Origin of the sequence: Acetobacter sp. AC2005 (genome assembly GCF_037901235.1) — a bacterium.
Classification (GTDB): domain Bacteria; phylum Pseudomonadota; class Alphaproteobacteria; order Acetobacterales; family Acetobacteraceae; genus Acetobacter; species Acetobacter oryzoeni.
The window spans coordinates 102157-117691 of the sequence record NZ_CP149627.1 but is presented as its reverse complement, the minus strand read 5'-3'; the positions used below and the strand labels follow the sequence as shown (position 1 = coordinate 117691).

Genomic DNA, 15535 nt, shown 5'->3' with positions numbered 1-15535 from the left:
TCTGGACGCTTATACACATCGCTGCAGCGAGAAATTGGATCAAGTGCTAACAGGCCCTAAGGAAAAGATATAATCATCCCCGTAGAGCCAGTGTTTTTATTCGGCAGCAATAGGTATATCGTTATCATGATCCATTGAACGAACTCTATCGTGAACGCCAACGGCAATCCCGCGGCCTTCAAGAATTTCCTTGGCGAGATCATCAATCACGCCTAACTCTGCTTCTTCTGCCGACAGACCTGTTTCGTTAATGCGAGCATGCCGTCGTCGCGTGATTTCGCCTATCGCGGATCCATCGGGAAATACTACAGCGAGATACCGCAATGCCATTTGGGAGCCTATGGCGTTGAACAATCGTGATCTAAGTGCTGTATCTCCAGGGGTGGAACTAAAACTCCACAACTCAATAGGGCCGAGAACGTTGATTAGCTGAACTTCATACATCCCTTCAGCGGCATTGAGCTGCAAAAAGAAGGGAGCGCCATTCCGACCCGGGCCAGGGAGCGCATTTCTGACGATCCATGCACTGGCCGTGGTTAATTCCCATCGTGATATCAGTTGCTCAGCGTCTTTCCCATCGCCCTTTTTAAGCACCCAACGCCCCGTACTCTGTCCCATAAGATCATCAGAAAAATCTCGTGGACGTTGCGAAATAAACCCAAGCTGGACGCCGTGTTTTCGGCCTTCACGTGCGTCTCTTACTGCCTGTGCATTAACTTGTGGTGCCGATTCAGCACGATGCCATTCGTCGTAATCAAGGCGTTTGACCGCCTCCTTCATTTCCGTGAAACGCGCGAGGTGATAATCTCGCATTTTGGAGGGCATCACGGGTTCATCGGCATATTCTGGATGAAGGAAAAAGTTTCGCGCAATGAGATGTCGGGCAAGCATATACATCAAAGCCGTCTGACGATCGGCTGCCGCTGAGCCTTTGGGAGCAACTTCTGCTAGATCAATCATGATCACACGGGCATCGCCCAGATCGAGTTGGGTTGGGGCCGCTAATGTCGGAAAGTTCTTGATGACATTCATGATATAACGATCAAAAACATCAATTAGGCTTTCCCCTGTTTCAATCCTGATTTTTTCGTAACGCTTGGAAATTTCGGGTGTTCTGGCGGCTCGCAGCAGATCCTGCAGGACTGGCACGGCATGACGTTGAGCAATCCCGGCCATTCTGTAGTCGCCAACGTCAATCAAGGCGTCAACGACATCTCGCCACCAGGTTGGATCCTCTTCTCCACCGTGATGTGGCAATGTCAGGTTATGATGCTGGATGGCAGCATCAACCATAGGCTCAGTTCCGGGTCGGTAGAGTTTGGGTTCACCTCCCGAAACGTCCGTGCACAGACGGTATGCCTCATCAATCACGTCCTGTACAAGATGATCCATCCCTTCAAAGGGGGGCTTGCCCAGCGGCGTTGCAAGCAGGGAAATAAAGTTTTCAAGGAACACGCGCTCCAATGGGAGCGGGTATTCAAGTCCCAATTGAAGGTCAAAGACGTTGACTTCATAACCTTGGGTTTTCTGCATTTTCAGGTAAGCCGCTTCATGAGCGCGTTCTTGTCCCAGCGCAGCTTGCAGCAGTGAGACAAAACCCTGACCGCCGGGGCCAATATCCACTTTCCCGATGAACGGCAGTTTGGCACCGTTTCCCGAAAGAGCTGCTGAACTTAACACAAGACCAAGATTGATTGTGTTGCTCATCACGGTCTTTCCCCCACCGGGCGGCGCAACAATGATATCAACAATTGCCTCTCGCAGTCCTCCCCCAGTCGGATCGAAAGACCAGATTGACCCATCGGGCCTGCGGAAAAGAATACTCCCCCGTTGCCATGGCGATGCGCTTCGCACCCATGGCATCATGGTAAAAGCCTCGCCTAAAGGTGCGAGTGAGGGATTGGCGGTACTGCCCAGAGAAAGTGTTGGCACCGAGCCCATCGCTGCCTCCAAGGGGTCGCCACTAACCCGTGTTGTCTTACAGTTGCCCCATCCTTCAATCGCCTGTGATAAAGCTGAGGCCTGACGGCGCAATTTGGCATCCTCACCTATGGGAGCCCATGTTGCGGCCGTCATGCGTAGGCGAACGGAATTGTGGTTTTTCTTTTCCCGCATTGTCCTCAACGCGGCAAATGAACGGCGGATATCTTCGTTTCCCGGTAACATTGCCAGAAAACCTGCGCCGACCTCCTTCAGGGCGAAGGCGGCTCCACCACCGCTTTCCAAAATCATCGCACTGCGCCACGGGATACGCTTGCGTCCAAGGGTCGCTGACAATTCCGAAAATGGACGCGGATCTTCAGGTCCGAGTTCCATATCGACCGGCGCGTAGCAATAATCTCCGATGTTGACCAGTTGACCGCCTATGGTATCGGCATCCGCATTGAATATCTGGTCACGGATGGCAGGCCAGAGTTCCCCCTCAAGCAGAGGACCTTCCGCATCAGGGGCATCAGGCAGACGTGGCATAACACGGTCGCCTATCAGGCAGGGATTCCACTTTGAAGCTGCTGTTTCGCGATAAACAATTTCACGCGTGATGCGCAGAGCTTCATGCGGGTTGATGAGAGTGCAGGATATATCCAGACCATTCAAAGCGCCTTCAATGCGATGCACAGCTGCGGTGTGCCGTGCCAGCATGATTTCGCTGCGCAGGGCAAAGCGTTGGGTGTCTCCAATATTGGGAAACGCTTTTGCTGTTGCGGCCTGTTCTTCGGAAACCTGTTTGCGTTCTTCACGGCTCAATACACCCTTGCGTGTCCAGAGCACATAATACGCCACTTCTGAGCGCATGACATTTGGCCAACGCTTGCTTCGTTCACCAAGGAGGTCATTAAGATCCAGACCCTGTCTGGCGGCAATGGCACGGCAGGATCGGAGACAGAGTTGATCAATTTCCTGCAGAGCTGTGTCAGGGTCAGACAAGTACCATCCGACCAGTGCATGTCCTTTTTCTTCAAGCACACCCTGGAGTTCGATCCGCTGTTGCTCTGCCAACTCGGCAATTTCCTGTCGGGTGCACATCCGACGTAAACCGTTAATACGCAGCACAGAAATATATTCACCACGTTTGGTAACCAGATGATCATCGTGGGTCGTTTCAACGTCACAAAAAGATTGCAACGGTTGACGGAGTAAAAGGCTGAGGCCTGCAAGAAGGGTGGAGATATAGCCTGCCATTATCTGAACCTGTCAGGAGTTTTGAGGAAGAAGGCGTAAGCGCGCTTCCAAAATATCGGGATAGATGTCATCAGCGCCTTCGTAGAGACGACCCAGCGGTAAAAGCCTGAGATTTTGGCCCAGATAAGTCAGTCCTTGGGTCACCCCTTTACGGGATGTATCTGCCATTTGAAGTGCGATACTGACGTGGGATGGTGCTGAGGACTGCAGACGCCGGAATGTCTCATCCGACCTTGCCAGCAAGGTGCGAAATGTCTGTGCTGCGGCGATACCTTCGGGAGATAACATTCCTGGCTCACGCCCCGTGGCCAGAGTTGTGACGATCTGCGTCCATTCACGCAATTTTTTACCGCATGCCCTATAGAGAGCGAGATGGGCATAAGCTGTCAGGGCCAGGATCTGTCTTTGCTCGAATTCGGGACACCAGATCAGGATGCTCTCCCGATCTATGGAGGGACGGTTCAGGGATTGTAACAGGTTGCAGGGATGGCATATGTGCACGCCTGAACCGCCCCATGAAAAGCTGGCCCCGCCAAATGGGAGGCCACAGCACGCGCAAGTCGTGGTGCCAGCTTCTGCCTTTACGGGCTGAAGTCTTACAAAGGGATGGACGCAAAGGCGGAAGTCCGGCTGTGTCATGACCCTGTGCCTCAGTTACCGCCAGTGAACTGGTAGGCCTGTGCCTGGGTGCCGACTGTTGCCTGACCGCCAGAAGCGGTATTGGCAGCTTTGTTGACCCACTTGGGTCCGGTTGCAAACAGACCGCAAAGAACCAGTCCGGCAATCCCCATGCCAATCTTGCCAGGGGTACGGGTCTGCTGGTTGCGGCTTTCCCACAAAGCCCAGACGCCAGCGATAAAGCAGACAAAAGCAAGCACGTACATCACTGCGGCGGCAACCGTCCCACCGGTTGTCAGCCCTTCTTGAGACATGCTTTGAATCTGCTTGCCCAGTCCATCACCAGATGACTCTACAGCCTGTGCGAAGGCATGATTGGCTGCCAGTGCCAATGTCACACCACTGACGGCTGCCAGTCTCGATGTGCGACCGATCAGAGTGCGAGTGGACGGTGTTGGTTTTTCAATGAGTGCGTTCATTTGTTTTGCTCCGATTGTCATGACTCTGGGGTGATCCCCACGATTGAGAAAAGCTGTTCATCATGCGACGGAAAACAGGTTCTTTTCTCCGTCAGCTTGGCCAGTAGCTAAGCAGCCAGTTTGCTTCCTTGACCGGGTTGAGAAGAGCCACTCCCAAAGCAAACTGACAAACAAGACCCAGCTTGCTTCGGTTGTTCTTGCCGGTCATGGCGCCTTGCCAGGAGAGAAGGGCGAAAAAGGCGACCCACGCACCGAATGTTTCGAAAAACAACGAGAAATCTTTGACAATTTCTATGATGGCGTCGTGTGGTCCTGCCCCTGCGATCGGTGATGTGCCGTCTGTATATCCCGTGGGGGATGCAGATTTCAGGCTGACCTGAACATTCAGTTTTGCGGATGTCGCGGATTTCGTCAGTATCCGATCGAAGGCTGCAAAGGCACCTGAGAGGACAAGAGACAGGTAGGGCACCCATGGTTTGCCAACGAAAGGATTCTGAGGCTGGCTCTGCTGCCACATTCCCCATACGGCGACAATGAAGCAGTAGCATGCTGCGATATAGCAGGCCGTGGGGAGAAGCCACGATGCACCGATGGCAATATCATTGAGAAAATTGACGAGCCCTTCCACGTCTATCTCCTCAATTAATCAGACCATGATCAGTTTTGATCACCCAGTTGGTACCAGCCTGATAAATAGATTTAACGACACCATAGCCTCGCAAATTGGTTCCTGGCTCAACTTCATACTGGCTTTGCTCACCGGCTGGCGCGTTATCGTCCTGCACCATACCCAATAACGGTGAGGCGGAAACAATGCGGTAGTGCGGTACCCAGTTATGGTTAGGCCGCGCTTGTTCTGAGGTCGGTGTTGCCTGCGGAGGCCGAGAGGACGGGCTTGCGGAAGGAGGTGGTGGGCTATTTTGCTGACTGTTCATGGCAGCCGCTAACGCGCGTTTGGCCTGATCTGCGGCATTCTCTCTAGCCTGATTTGGGAGATCAGTTGCATCTGCGACAGCTTTTCTGGCTTCAAGCAGGGCGAGACGGCGCGTAAAATCCGCACGGGCTTTCAGCGCCTCGTCACGCTCCTTCTGAAGTTCCTGGCGGAGAGAAAGCATCTCTGTCCGTGTATTTTGGACGAGAGCTGCTTCCATGGTAACCAGTTGTAAGACATCAATCTGATCCTTCGAGCTCATGGGAGCCGCAATGAGGTGACGTGCGGTCTCGGTTGCTGTCTGTGGTGTCGAAGGAGGAGGCGGGGACACAGGATTAATTGCGGCGGCTTGTGCCGCCTGGAGTGGGGGTTCGGAACGAGCCTGAGCAGCGGCTGGTGTGTTTTGGGGGGTTTTTGCATGTGGCCCAGCAGCTATCATTGCGCTGAGATCATCAGTCGGTGCAGCCTGTTTGGTATTAGACGTCTGCTGGGGGCTTGCTACCTGAAGCTGGGGTTGAGAGTGAGGGGCAGGTTGGTGTTTCTGCACCACAGGTTGGGCCGGCAGCGTTTGGGCAGTCATACCGACTTCCTGTCCAACTGGCTGCAAGGTGCTGGGACTTGAATGAAAAGCCCACCAACCGCCGAAAAGTAGCAAAAAAACCCCTGAGGCTGCTCCTGCCATCAGGATACGTTTATCAGGCAGTTTCTTCTTTGCTTCCGCCTGCCCAGAATCTTCTGGGACAGTGTCTGCAATCTGGTCCTGTTCGTTCTCAGAGGGAGTTTGTTCTGAGGGTTCAACTGCGGTCTGCTGATTATGTGGACGTAGGTGCCGGATTGTTCCGGTATCATCCTGCGGAAATGCAGTCTGACGGGGTTCTGCTGACATGATCCTGTCCTTTGTAGATGAGACTAAGGACAGGATCACGCATCATGATGCGACGAGTTTAAAAAAACGGATTTAGTTTTTTGTTTCAACGTTGGTTGTAAACACGACACCAACACTGACATTTGCGGCCATATTAACTCTTGCCTGCGTTGGCATCTGTTGCATCAAGGCACTATTAACCTGGCTAGCTGCCTGTCCGGCCGCGACACCAAGTTGCTGGGGAAAATTGAGGCGTTGGACGTAATTGACGTTACCCAGTCCACCGATTGAACCAACGGTATTCGATGTTGTTTCAAGCGCGGACCCGAGACCTTGAACAAAGGCGGCGGCTCCTGGCAATATGAAGCGTTCGACGTAGAGTTGATCAACGCTCGACGCAACTGCTGCCTCCATTGTTTTAGGTGCTACGACCATCCCGGTGACAGTGAGTGGGTTACCTTTGTGGTAAACAGTTCTAACTGATAGCACCAAACGATTCATATGGCCGCCTGCGCGTGAGACGGAAGCTATCATTCTGTCGCCCGCAATCGGACCGGAATCCGCTTCCAGTACAATATCACCATTCAGATCGCTGTTTGTAGCGGTTACGGTGTGAGCATAAATCCCTCGACCTGCGGGGATCAGCACATGATTTTTGGACACAACCGAGTTGCTTGCAGACTGAGAAAGAGAGCTGGTTGATGATTTGTCGTTCTTGCTGCTATCGGTAGCATCGTTCTTAACCGTCAGATCCTCCTGAGTGAACATAACGGATGTGACTGGAATATGTCCCACCATACGATTTCGGAGTGCGTTAATGGCGCCCGTATACTTTGCTATAGCTGGGTTAGGTCCCTGACCGTCGGACGAAGGCGCTACTGCATAGGCTGGCGCAGTCTGGACAGGTGCCTGAACGGGTACTGGAGCAACTTGAGCAGAAGGAATTGGCAGGCGTTTCGCCATTGACGGATCCTCCTCCTCACCCACTTCATGAATTGGCTCTGGCGGGGTTACAGACTTTCCTGGGGCAAAATCAGGAGTGTAAGAGTTACCAGTCTTTTGGGCAGTGCGAGCACTGTCCTCAATCTCTTCGTGTCGTAGTTGCTCCTGTTTTGGCGTTGCATTGAGACCACCAGGCAAAGGGTTTATAGTCTGTGTCATACCCGCGTTGGATTGCGGCATGTCACGGTGATGAATGGAACTCACCGCTAGTACAACAATGACTAAAGACGCAACGAACCCGCCAATTATAAACAGCCGACGATTACCACCTTCTCCAGCGCGGCTAAGGATTTGTCTGAATTTGATCTGTTTGAAGTTGAAAGACATTACTGAGCCTCCCGAATGCTGGCCGAAACGGTGCGACCTGAATCTGACAGCAGAACATAGGGCGTCTCATGAAACGCATAGATGGTGTAACCACCTTCACCATGCTCTGAGCTATCCCATGCAGGTGTCATGAGAATGAGCTTGGTTCTCAGGTACATTTCGTTGCCAATTTTCCATGCTCGAACGTCGTCGGGGGAAACGCCTTCAACGCTTAAAGGAACTGCAGCGGCTGGTGCAATGCCACTTAACATCGCATTGAGATATGGGTCTCCTGTAGCAGGAGCACCGGGACGGGTATCAATCTCAACTTTTGCGTTGGGACCATCGCCTGCGACACGGACAGTCAGATTGTCATCGTATGAGCCACGACCGGCCAGCAACAGAAAGGAAATAGGTTTTGGGGCATCCTTCAGAGTGACCAACAATCCCCCGCGAGGCTGCAGCGACAGCGGTTGGATGTTAATCGTATTGCTGCCTTTGTAGGGGACGCAAACGTAAAACCCTGATGTTTCCACTGCCGGAGAACCAGACTTATCAGATGATCCATTGGCAGACGCACCACAATTAGTCCCACCAGAAGGATTGGCCGTCATACTTCCTAGATTCCAAGCAATCGGCCAGGGCTGTCCAGTGCGGTCTACAAACGAAATTGCAGTCGGATACCCCTTAGCAGTGAAAATTATGCTTGTTTGTTGGCCTGGTTGGAAAGATACACGAATAGCCGGTCTTACGTTCGGAGTTGCCATCTCGGTCTGAACAGCTTCTTGTGCGCGATCGACCTCCTTCAGCCGCTTGCCAAGCCTCATAATTTCCTCAGGTGTCAACGGAATTGCTTCACGTTCAGCCTGTTGACGTGCCAACTGATCCTGGTCTGGTAAACTATTGATCTGTGTCGATTGGTTGGCTGGCGCAGTCTGGGCGTGGGCTGCCATAGGAAGGAGGGCAAACGGAAGAATGAGGAGAGTTTTTACTATTTTCATTGCCTTAGTTCCCCATCGGCCCGACAACCAGTTGGCTTATGGCCAGCCCATCAGGGTGATCCATATCGTCAACTCGATCTATGATCATGGTCGCCATCAGTGTTTGGGTGTTCTGTTGGTTGACGTTTTCGCACGTCTGAATGAAAGGAAACTGGACTACGTAATGGGCGCGACCGTTCACTATTTTCTGGTCACGAATGGTCGCAGCGCGTGTCGGCTGCGCGAAGCATAGTAATTTGGCCTGTTTCAGCTTATCGAGATTACCTGCTTTAATAAAAGATCGCGCAAAACTGTTCCATCCATCAATGGTGTAATGCGCACCTGCAGTATTTAGCTGCGAAGGGTAGTCGCGATAGTTGATGTTATACGGTGCTATACCCCATCGTACAGCCCATGACAGGAGCTGATCCTGACCCAGAATAGGACTATCCAAAGGCACAGCGGGGCGCGGTGGGTTTTGTCCATCCACGAAAAAAAACTTTGGGCGTGGCGGATTGGCCCATACGTAAATATCATGAATAACGAACACCGTGAGCAGGGCACAGAGAGTAATATTTACCCACAATGATCTTTCAACAACACGTCCCTGAAAATCCGGGTCACTGAGACGCCGGAGAAGGGCCTGTTTCCGAATTTTCATAGCGTCCACCCCCCAAGAGCGCGGACAATTCTATTTAGACCTATCATTGATCTGTCCTTCTTAGATGTTTCTGAGGACAGCCTGATAGTTTCAGATGCGACCAGATGCTTTTATTTTCAGTTCTGTGATTTTTTTATGCTGCTAGATCGTATGCGGCTACGAGACCACGCAAACGGCGGGAGTTCCGGGCACGGCGGCTAATCCGACGCAATTTGCTATTTGTCCAGAAACGTGCCCCTTCCATGACGTTGCAATCCCGACGGAAAATGCCTCGCGATTGAATATAAGAGATCGCATTTTCGTAAATAAAGTAATCCAGTTTCTTACGTCTGGATTCAGGGATGCACTCTTCCAGGCTGGCATGAGACCTGATGGCGTCTGATGTGAGAAGAAAATCCTTAGCGATGATATGATGACTTTGAAGCGCAAAATAACGATAGGCGCATTCAATATTGGCAGCCTCATTCCAACGAGTTTTGTCTGATCTTTTGTTGCAGGTGATTGTCACAAGGTTTCTGCAGCAGCGCACACGGTAGGTTCGACCACGTAATTCTTCGCGTGTGAGCACACTGGCCTGCGCCCAGGTCAACAAGGTTTTTTTGTTAGATTTGAGAGCGCTATTGCGTAATTCTTTATTGTGTTTTTCTGCTGTCTCACGAGAGATTTGTGTACGGGCAGAAAGTCCCAATGCGCGACGTTTTCCAGAAACACTGGAACGGGAGCGCTTCAGTTTTTTGGCAATCTCCCCCGCCTGTTCGCCTCTGTTCCACATTTGACCGAGGATAATCAGTTCTTCTCTTTGCCATGCCTTTTGACGATCCGGCGCCCGGTAGCCATGCATGACGGGCGCTTTGTCCCAGCCTTCATATGCGGTTTCAGCTTCCTCAATAGTGACCCCAAGCAGTTCTGAGGTGAGTGTGAAATCACGCGTCAGACGCATAACCTTTCTGATCATTTGTAAGGTTACAGACTGAGGGATCCAGAAGCGATCATTTCTGGTGATGACAGCGCAATCAAGCATGACCAAATTCCGTCATAAGGTAACTGATTTGGTTCGCATAGCATGTTAACCGTTCAACAAGTCAACAAAAAACGCGACTAGAAAAACCCACCCGCAGATATTGAAATATATCTCTTCGTGGTATGACGATTGAAATTTGTTTTTAAGGTATCAATTTGATGATGTTTTTAGCCAGCTTGATAATTCTGTCCGTCATCAATCAAGTGTCTGTAATTTAAGGATATAATATATGTTGGGCGTTAAATAGAGTCTCTCTTCCGTAACGAAAAGGATGGTTGTGCCCGCTAGCGGATCTATATCACCCGCATCGCCGACATCACGCCATCGTGATTATTCCTGTAATTAATTTGTGAAATTTCGCTCTTGAATAACTTCGCCCCTTTCCCGACTGAGGAAAAACGGAGCGAAGCTTTAGCATTAATTAGTATTTGTATCGTTCAGTGCGTCAGCGGGGCTGGTTGTTCGACGTATGTATTCGAGTGTGGCCAACAAGTCGCTCACCTGACTGATTTGATCACCAGCAATCATAGATGCTGCACGCCGCTCAAGATCGATTTGTTGATTTGCAGCAACTTCATCATAACGTATAAAAAAAGCTGGGTGAACATTCAGTGCTTCGGCAAGCTGGTAGAGTGTCTGAAGAGATGGATTTTGCATGCCGGCTTCGATGACAAATATCGAGCCTAGAGCTACACCTGCAGTATTTGCCAGATCAGCCCTTGACCAGTCCTTTAATATTCTCAGGCTACGCAACCGCCGACCAAAAGTGATCAGGCTCTCAAGTGAATTCTGTGGGGCAACGTTATAGGTTTCTTCCGCCGTAAAAACAGCTAACGCAGCATCCACGTCAGGTTTCACAACCCGAGCGACATCCGTAAGAGATCTAATAAGATCCAGAATTTGAGGCTTGAAGGTTTTTAGATTGTCGGTCGATTGTAATAACAGCTTCACCTTGCTGGCGGTTAGTTTGGGTGGAAAATCAACGATTATACCTCCGTGTGACGGTAGAACCTTCATCGGATCAAGTTTCATGGCCTTTATCAGTCCTGCAACAGTCCCGACAGAAAAACCTTTCCCGTTTTCACGGCTTAATTCGAAATATTTTATAGTGGTTACCGTGACCCCTGAAATCAAAGAAAGTCTTTTCACCGATAGTCCAATTTTTTTACGATGTTCAGTTAGCTCTGTACTTACCCTCTTATATAGAAGACTATCGATAAACAGCCTTGCATTGGCCTGCGTCTCTTTCGGTTTCTTCGCCATTTCATAACTCTTTCTCGGCAGGCGCCCCGACCGCCATAAGATCGGGGACAAAACACCGTCATTAAGGTGCTTTTAACAGTGCGTGTGGTCCTTTCGTTCGTTAAACTCCACTCCACTCCAGTCAATACCAGTCAATACCTATATATCGAGTGTTAACTCGACTTAATATGCTTTTTGGTCGCATCATAACGGGTTTCATATGGTTTCAAAGGAGAGAAACCTATGATTATCCCCACTATCTGCCTTGCTATCGGCCTAGCCACCCCCAATGGTCACCACCTGTCAATGTTCCATCATGCGGCATTTGAGCTGGTTCAGCCTGGTCATTCGATACGTGCAGACACATTGAAGCTGAACGATACTGCATCGAGTGATAAACCCCGGCAAATGTCGGAAATGACGACAACGGATGTCACGGTTAAATCGACACATAACCATTTTCGTCGTGTTGATGGCTTTGGCCACCACGTACCTTTGGACTTTGCCGTAAGACAGATCGTGCCTCCTCACGTCAAAGTAACGTCTGCGCCGGATGTTGACCTCTCCCGGCAGGTGAACTGGGCAGGCGGAGATACATGGAACAGAGTGTTGGCCTCTACTGTGGCCCCTCTCGGTTACGCCATAGACGTTGGGCACAATTCCGTCCGAATTCTAACAAAAAAATCTGTTTCGTCGCATCATGATCACTGACGGTTACCTCAATACAGGAGGTAACCCATGGCGCAGGCGACAACACCGCACGGCAATCGAGACAGAACGCAACACGGCGATGTCTTGATGGCTCTTGAAAATCTTGCCCGAGACATTTCGCAGCACGGTTCTGATTACACTCTTCATCGTCTTCAGGACCCCGAAGTTCGATTAGTCTGGACCAGAACGCTAGAGTTAATACCACCCCAATACTGGAATGAACTGAGACAGGCTCTTGATGAGCTGACGGGTCCACATGGAAGTCTATCAGGGCTGCTTAGTGGGGATTCTCCCTTCACCAGAGGTGTCTTTGCTCGCGCAAGGGTGGAAACACTGGGCCGTCTGATTGCTCCTGAACGCTTGCAAACCCTCGCTAATATCATCCCCTCACATGCAAAGACTTCCTCATGAAGGTAAGAGATCACCTTTTCTCAGCCGTCATTCTGGCTGGGCTTCTGTCGAACCCTGCTTTGGCGCAACAGACTGAACAGGGCAGTGTCGGATGCGCTGATTTAACCCAAGCGGCGGCAAACGCTATCAACCAACGCGTTCAGGCTAATGATGCCTATGAAAAACAACCTGAAAGCGTCGGCGCGCTCTCCTGTCTGGACGGCTTCCTTCATGGTCAGGGCCTGAATGTCATCACGAGTGGCTTGGATCCTGCATCGCTCATCCAAAGTCTTGAAGACCAGTTGGGCTCGCAGATCTGTCAGGCTGCTCAGAGTGCATGGGGAAACGCTATGGGCGGCACACAGTGTAGCCTGAGTTTATCAGGCATCAATCTGGGCCTTGGTTTTGGAAACGTCGGCAGTGGCACGATGTGCCCTTCGCTCAATTTTGGCGGTGGTGGTCCCCCACTGGCATCAGGTGGAATTGGCACAACGGCGGGCTCAGGGTCGCTTTACGTTCAGAGCAATCCACTTCTGCCGGCCGGTTATAGCGCTAATAGCGTCATGGACGGAGTGTTCTGATGACGAAGCAGACAACTCGGACACTTCTTCTCGCTGCTGGCGTGTGCATAATGACCACCAGCTTGCAACCTCGTCAGGCATACGGATGGGGTGAGGCAGCTGTTGTGGCAGCGATCAAAGCCCTTCAGCAATTTACCGGCAAGCAGATGGATAAGGTTGGAGGTAACATCACCAACAGCCTCAATGACATGACTAATCCGCATTCTGTCTCGTCAATGATACGCGATGCAGCAACCCAGCAGGCTAATTATGCCAAAGGGCAAGTCGCCGCACAAAGTCGGATTGCCGATGCGCAGAACACTGCTATGGCGGCCTTCCTAAGACGACAACAAGAAACGGGCATCCGTGATGAACACATGATGTCGCCAGAATTCTGCAGCGGATTGGATAGTCAACAAGCGACAATGGCTGCAGCGAAAGCCTCCAGAACAGCCCTGGGAGCGATTACTACGATAGTTGAGCCGCGGGGGGAGGCAGCAAAGGGTACTCCTTCTTACTATGGCCGCGCGCAAGGGGTCGATGCCAATACAGTTTTCCATCTGAGGCGTTACTGCTCACAGGAGGATGTTGACGCCGGACTATGCAGTTCTGTTTCCCGACTGCCCAATGCAGATCAGCGGGCAAGCACGCTTTTTATGAGCGATACACTCTCTAGTGATGGTGCTGTCGATGCGGCCAATGATTACTCTACCAGCCTTATCCAGCCTGTAGCTCCAGCTGCAATCCGAGGAGAGCAAGCGAGTAGCACCATGGGTCGTGAGCAGATGATTCAACGGCGCTCATACAATGCCCGTATGTCTCTGGCACGGTTTATTCTCGCTTTTATAACGGCCCTTGAGACCCCTTCTGTATCGCTCACAGCAGATCAGAAGAAAGAAATGCAGGCAGAAGGGCTCCAGCCTCTTGATCGCGCATCATGGCTTCAGGCCATGAGTCTTGAAGTCAATCGCCGCGTATCCAGCGTTAGCTGGAATGCGTCATTACAGGCTATGCCAACCGCAAGTGTTCTGCGTGAAATCGCAACAGAGCTGGCACAATCAAACTATTTGGCCATGCAAAATTACCGCCTTGGTCTTTATCAGGCGTCGGTGGGTGCGACCGGTATCGCACAGACAGAGGAAGCTCATATGCAGCACGCCTCTAACAAAATGCCCTCTCCGACCATCAATCCTTAACACAAGGGAAAACTATGTCCGACACTCTGAAACAGACCACTGATCTAGCCAATGTCTTAGATTATTTGGATCGCACAAAAGGTGTAGTGCAGGAAAATGCACCCAACATCGCGCAGCGATTTGAACGATTAAAAGAACAGATTGGTCAATCTCATGAAGACGATCCGTATTTTCGGACCCTAGTCGCTTATGCCGTACAGGATTTTTCCCGCGTAGCTGGACAAGTTCTCCCTGACAGTCATCCCCTTGCAAAAGAGATGACAGAATTAGCGACATCAGCCCCTAATATTCAGTCAAAAGAGGTCCAACAGTTGATGGTCGAGACCTCCAAACTTAAAGACCAGAGGCTTGTCGATCAAATACGAGAAGTCGTTGATCAAGTCTCCTCTGGTATGGCTGATCCTGAGCATCCTGACGTGCTGTTTTCTCTGGACAAGATTCATGAGGCTATCAACGCAACTTCCCCAGAAAACCACGCCCCTGATGATATGCCAACAGCTGGTGGCGAACAGATGAAACCAGGACTCCATCCGTCTCCCGGAGGAGGGCAACCGGAAGGCAACGGGTCTCCATCAGAACAGACTGGCCCGAAGCAGGAGCCTGAGAGTGCTAAACCAAATACTGAAGGGGCAGCATTACGAGATCCAGCAGGCGGCGATAAGAACGCTAGTTCGAAAAAGCCGGAGCCTGACGCACAGACCGAGCCAGAGCAACCCGTGGTGCAGAAGATGAGCATGGGCGCAGCACTCGTTGGCGGCTTCTCTCGGCTGGCAGGCGCTTTAGCTAGTAAAATTGAAGCAGAACCCAGTTCTCTCTCTCCTGGATGGCTCGACAGAGCGCGTGAGAAGAGCAGCCAGCATGACGCGGCAAGAGCTGAGAACGATATGGATCGCACGGCTCAGCTGGGCTCAGAAGCCGTAGAAGCTATGCAAGCCCTGCGTCAGGGACCAGGTTCCAGCATTATGGCCGCGATCGCAGAAGCCGCGGCAAACAACCCCGGCGGGATGTCAGCAGTGCTATCTGAAATGAAACCTGGTGGGAGATATGAATCCCTCCATGGGCAATTCGTCTCCGAAAAAGAGAATAATCAGGCATTCGCTAGTAACCTCGAAAGCGCGGCCGAGAAGCTTGGGGCTTACGGAAAAGGAAGAGAAGCCGCCCAGAAAATTGCTGAAACCATGGGAACAACAACCCGCGTGGAACAGCGGTTTGCACAGATTGATGCCCAGATTGGTAAGGAAGCTGAAGGATTGCCCGGAACCAAACCAGGCACCTCAATGATTGAGGAACTAAGCGAAAAAGCTAAGGAACTGGTCAAAAAGGCTGCCGAAACCCTTGCTTCAATCTTTCGCGCCGCACCGACAAGTGGCCCAACAATGTCACCAGGCTGAGA

General features: G+C 51.3%; 15 protein-coding genes. 5 read left to right on the top strand and 10 right to left on the bottom strand.

What is annotated here, in order from left to right:
• Window positions 1-96: 96 nt before the first annotated feature.
• From QQM41_RS14260 to QQM41_RS14215, 10 genes are all read right to left on the bottom strand, one after another.
• Window positions 97-3180, bottom strand: a complete 3084-nt coding sequence (locus QQM41_RS14260; RefSeq protein ID WP_124306709.1) for an ATP-binding protein — start codon at window positions 3178-3180, stop codon at window positions 97-99.
• Window positions 3181-3192: 12 nt separating this feature from the next.
• On the bottom strand, window positions 3193-3819 hold the full coding sequence (locus QQM41_RS14255) for a hypothetical protein (RefSeq protein WP_042788885.1): 627 nt from the start codon (window positions 3817-3819) through the stop codon (window positions 3193-3195).
• Window positions 3820-3830: 11 nt separating this feature from the next.
• Entirely contained in the window at window positions 3831-4277 is a 447-nt protein-coding gene (locus QQM41_RS14250; RefSeq protein WP_042788886.1) for a hypothetical protein, read from the bottom strand.
• 91 nt (window positions 4278-4368) lie between these two features.
• A complete protein-coding gene (locus tag QQM41_RS14245; RefSeq protein ID WP_042788888.1) occupies window positions 4369-4905 on the bottom strand; it encodes a hypothetical protein in 537 nt (178 codons plus the stop codon).
• A 10-nt stretch (window positions 4906-4915) separates the two neighbouring features.
• The gene (locus tag QQM41_RS14240; protein ID WP_339078285.1) at window positions 4916-6094 is read right to left on the bottom strand and encodes a hypothetical protein; all 1179 of its coding nucleotides are present in this window, start codon (window positions 6092-6094) and stop codon (window positions 4916-4918) included.
• Window positions 6095-6166: 72 nt separating this feature from the next.
• Window positions 6167-7402: a DotG/IcmE/VirB10 family protein gene (locus tag QQM41_RS14235; RefSeq protein WP_087652315.1), complete on the bottom strand. Its 1236-nt coding sequence runs from the start codon at window positions 7400-7402 to the stop codon at window positions 6167-6169.
• The gene (locus QQM41_RS14230) at window positions 7402-8382 is read right to left on the bottom strand and encodes a DotH/IcmK family type IV secretion protein (protein WP_339078284.1); all 981 of its coding nucleotides are present in this window, start codon (window positions 8380-8382) and stop codon (window positions 7402-7404) included. The genes QQM41_RS14235 and QQM41_RS14230 overlap by 1 nt, the downstream gene beginning before the upstream one ends.
• 4 nt (window positions 8383-8386) lie before the next feature.
• Window positions 8387-9022, bottom strand: a complete 636-nt coding sequence (locus QQM41_RS14225; protein WP_087652353.1) for a DotI/IcmL/TraM family protein — start codon at window positions 9020-9022, stop codon at window positions 8387-8389.
• 133 nt (window positions 9023-9155) lie between these two features.
• Window positions 9156-9962: a hypothetical protein gene (locus QQM41_RS14220; protein WP_339078283.1), complete on the bottom strand. Its 807-nt coding sequence runs from the start codon at window positions 9960-9962 to the stop codon at window positions 9156-9158.
• Between the two features lie 498 nt (window positions 9963-10460).
• Window positions 10461-11306: a helix-turn-helix domain-containing protein gene (locus tag QQM41_RS14215; RefSeq protein WP_064776538.1), complete on the bottom strand. Its 846-nt coding sequence runs from the start codon at window positions 11304-11306 to the stop codon at window positions 10461-10463.
• 222 nt (window positions 11307-11528) lie between these two features.
• Here QQM41_RS14215 and QQM41_RS14210 point away from each other — a divergent pair, with 222 nt between their 5' ends.
• The 5 genes from QQM41_RS14210 to QQM41_RS14190 are packed head-to-tail and all read left to right on the top strand — an operon-like array spanning window position 11529 to window position 15533.
• Window positions 11529-11996 (top strand): hypothetical protein, encoded by a 468-nt coding sequence (locus QQM41_RS14210; RefSeq protein ID WP_231111235.1) that lies wholly within the window; start codon window positions 11529-11531, stop codon window positions 11994-11996.
• A gap of 27 nt (window positions 11997-12023) precedes the next feature.
• Entirely contained in the window at window positions 12024-12407 is a 384-nt protein-coding gene (locus tag QQM41_RS14205; RefSeq protein WP_156474797.1) for a hypothetical protein, read from the top strand.
• Window positions 12404-12967, top strand: coding sequence for a hypothetical protein (locus QQM41_RS14200; protein WP_062144919.1), 564 nt, complete (start codon window positions 12404-12406; stop codon window positions 12965-12967). Before QQM41_RS14205 ends, QQM41_RS14200 begins: the two co-directional genes overlap by 4 nt.
• A complete protein-coding gene (locus QQM41_RS14195) occupies window positions 12967-14142 on the top strand; it encodes a hypothetical protein (RefSeq protein ID WP_339078282.1) in 1176 nt (391 codons plus the stop codon). The genes QQM41_RS14200 and QQM41_RS14195 overlap by 1 nt, the downstream gene beginning before the upstream one ends.
• Before the next feature lie 14 nt (window positions 14143-14156).
• Window positions 14157-15533, top strand: coding sequence for a hypothetical protein (locus QQM41_RS14190; RefSeq protein ID WP_339078281.1), 1377 nt, complete (start codon window positions 14157-14159; stop codon window positions 15531-15533).
• Window positions 15534-15535: the final 2 nt, after the last annotated feature.